Source organism: Streptomyces sp. NPDC050636 (genome assembly GCF_040654775.1).
Lineage (GTDB): Bacteria > Actinomycetota > Actinomycetes > Streptomycetales > Streptomycetaceae > Streptomyces.
Map to the genome: position 1 here is coordinate 1 of NZ_JBFAIP010000229.1, position 3,072 is coordinate 3,072.

The 3,072-nt window shown below is 68.8% G+C and carries 4 protein-coding genes and 2 pseudogenes; all 6 read left to right on the plus strand.

What is annotated here, in order from left to right; translation table 11 throughout:
* Positions 1-415, plus strand: a 415-nt coding sequence (locus AB0I10_RS40820) for a universal stress protein (RefSeq protein ID WP_363157803.1), incomplete at its 5' end; no start/stop codon positions are given.
* 99 nt (positions 416-514) lie between these two features.
* Positions 515-850, plus strand: coding sequence for a metalloregulator ArsR/SmtB family transcription factor (locus AB0I10_RS40825; RefSeq protein ID WP_363157804.1), 336 nt, complete (start codon positions 515-517; stop codon positions 848-850).
* Complete coding sequence (locus tag AB0I10_RS40830) at positions 850-1,563, plus strand: cation transporter (RefSeq protein WP_363157805.1); 714 nt, start codon at positions 850-852, stop codon at positions 1,561-1,563. Before AB0I10_RS40825 ends, AB0I10_RS40830 begins: the two co-directional genes overlap by 1 nt.
* 118 nt (positions 1,564-1,681) lie before the next feature.
* Positions 1,682-1,831 (plus strand): annotated as a pseudogene (locus AB0I10_RS40835) (potassium-transporting ATPase subunit C); the annotation flags it as partial.
* Between the two features lie 74 nt (positions 1,832-1,905).
* The gene (locus AB0I10_RS40840) at positions 1,906-2,589 is read left to right on the plus strand and encodes a response regulator (protein WP_363157806.1); all 684 of its coding nucleotides are present in this window, start codon (positions 1,906-1,908) and stop codon (positions 2,587-2,589) included.
* Between the two features lie 48 nt (positions 2,590-2,637).
* A pseudogene (locus AB0I10_RS40845) lies at positions 2,638-3,072 on the plus strand (histidine kinase); the annotation flags it as partial.

The following is a 3,072-nucleotide window of genomic DNA, read 5'->3' on the forward strand; positions in this document are numbered from 1 at the left end:
GGCCGTGCTGGCATGGGAACCGCCCGGTGGTGAACTCGCCCACCGCGGCGGGCCGTGCCCCGCACCACTGGCCGCATGGCGCCAGATGGCGGGCGAGCGGCTGCTGGGTGCCCTCGACGCAGCCTTCGGCAGCGCAGGGCCCGGGGTGCCGCTGGAGCCCCTGGTCGTACTCGGCAAACCGGGAGAGGTCCTACTGACGGCCGCCGGCCGACCCGACGATCTCCTGGTGATCGGCACCGGAGCCCGCGGCAGGCTGCGCCGCGCGCTGTGGCCGTCCGTCTCCCGGTATTGCGTGGCACGCGCCTGCTGCCCGGTGCTGACCGTGCCCCCGTCCCCTCTGCACCACGCACTCGATGCCATACACCGCCGCAACCTCTGGAAACTCCCGCTCGATACACGGGAGTTGGCGGACTGACCGTTCCGGCTTCTGCGCGGGCGCTGGGCGGGGCAGGGGCCCACGTCGCGATCATGATGCATGATTCCGTGAATTCACGATTCCGTGTACTGTCGGAGTGTGCTGACCGTTGCTTCCGAGGTCGAGGTGCTGGTGCGCTTCGGCCGCGCTCTTGCCGACCCCATCCGCTGCCGACTGCTGCTCGCGCTCCGCGAGGCCCCGGCCCATCCCTCTGATCTCGCCGACCGGCTGGGAATCTCCCGAACGCGACTGTCGAACCACCTTGCCTGTCTGCGCGACTGCGGCCTGGTCGTCACAGTGCCCGTCGGACGACGCACCCGCTACGAACTCGCCGACGCCCGCTTCGGTCACGCCCTGGACGATCTGCGCACCGCCGTGGTCGCCGTGGAGACGGACCGGACCTGTACCAACGCGGAAGACAAGGACTGCTGCTGATGGCGGACATACCCATATCCCTCGGCCCCTCCGCGGCGCGCCGGGACGTGCTGACCAGGCGCATACGCCTGCTGGTCGCCGCCACCATCACCTACAACGTCATCGAGGCGGCGGTGGCCCTCACCGCCGGCACCCTCGCCTCCTCCACCGCCCTGATCGGCTTCGGCCTGGACTCGGTGATCGAGGTCTCCTCCGCCGCAGCCGTCGCCTGGCAGTTCTCCGCCGCGGATCACGCCGTACGCGAAGCCCGCGAGAAGACCGCCCTGCGGATCATCGCCGTCTCGTTCTTCGTCCTCGCGGCCTACGTCACGGTCGAGTCGATCCGGGCCCTCACCGGGACCGGCGAAGCCGAACCCTCCCTCACGGGCATCATGCTCGCCGCCTTGTCGCTGGCGGTCATGCCGATCCTCTCCGCCGCCCAACGCCGCTCGGGACGCGAGCTGGGCTCCGCCTCAGCCGTCGCGGACTCCAAACAGACCCTGCTGTGCACCTACCTGTCCGCCGTCCTCCTCCTGGGACTCGTGGCCAACGCCACCCTCGGCTGGGCATGGGCGGACCCGATCGCCGCGATCGTGATCGCCGCCGTGGCAGTCAAAGAAGGCCGCGACGCCTGGCGTGGCGACTCCTGCTGCACCCCGATGCCCAGTAGCACCTTGCCCGATGGACCGGCGGACAACTGCGGCGACGGCTGCTGCGGGAACAAGGACGCCTGATAGTCGTCGTCGCCCTCGCCCTGCGCTACGTCGCCGGGCCAGGTGCCAAGGTCCCGCCATGCCCCCCGGCTCGCGCACCGGGACCGATCTCGCTGAATGACGAGAATCGAGAGAGAAGCGGGTGGCCGAGCACAACGGGCTGAGCGTCGCGCAGGTCGAGAAGCTCGCGAAGGCCAACACCGCGGGCCGTACCGCCGGATTCCTCGGCGAACCCTCGGTGAACGTCCTCAAGTTGAACATCGCGCTCAAGGAACTCGCCCAGAAGTGAGTGACCGTGTCGCGGGTGGCCGGCACGGGGACCGGCCGCCCGCGGCACCGGCATGCAACAGAAAGGTGACACCGATGACCCGGGTGCTGGTGGTCGAGGACGAACCATCGCTCGTACGGGCTCTTGAGATCAATCTGAAGGCGCGCGACTACGACGTGGACACCGCGCCCGACGGAGCACACGCCCTGCGCCTTGCAGCGGCACACCCCCCGGACGTCGTCCTGCTCGACCTCGGGCTGCCGGACATGGACGGCATAGACGTGATCAAGGAGCTGCGGGCGTGGAGCCGGGCGTCGGTCCTGGTGGTCTCCGCCCGCCGGACCTCCGAGGTGAAGGTGACCGCACTCGACGCGGGAGCCGACGACTACATAGCCAAGCCGTTCAGCATGGACGAACTGCTGGCCCGGCTGCGCGCAGCGGCGCGCAGGATCGAATCGGCGAAGCCGTCCGACGAGCCCGCGGTGATCGTGACGGAGGACTTCACGCTCGACCTTCCCGCCAAGAAGGCCCGGCGCGACGGGCGAGATGTCCGGCTCACCCCGACCGAGTGGCACCTGGTGGAGGTACTCGTACGCGACAGCGGGCGGCTGGTCAGCCATCAGCAGCTGCTCCAGGAGGTATGGGGTCCCTTTCACAGCACGCAGACCAATTATCTTCGCGTTTACATGGCTCATGTGAGGCGCAAACTCGAAGCGGACCCGGCGCATCCCCGGCACTTCACCACCGCGCCCGGCATGGGCTACCGATTCGACCCCTGACCGACCTGGGCGGCAGCCCCTGAGCAAGACGACACGGAGAGGGGCCACGTGGCACGCGGCAAGCTTCGGATATACCTCGGCGCGGCACCGGGCGTCGGCAAGACGTACGCGATGCTGTCCGAGGCTCATCGACGCGTAGAGCGCGGAACGGACTGTGTGGTCGCCTTCGTCGAGCACCACGGCAGGCCCCGGACCGAGGTGATGCTGCACGGCCTGGAGCAAATCCAGCGCCGGGAGCTGGACTACCGGGACACGGTCTTCACCGAGATGGACGTGGACGCGGTCCTCGAACGCAAGCCGACCGTGGTGCTGGTCGACGAGCTGGCGCACACCAACGTGCCCGGCTCGCGCAACACCAAGCGCTGGCAGGACGTCGAGGAGCTGCTGGAAGCCGGGATCCATGTGATCTCGACGGTGAACATCCAGCATCTGGAGTCCCTCGGCGACGTCGTCGAGTCGATAACGGGTGTCCGGCAGAAGGAA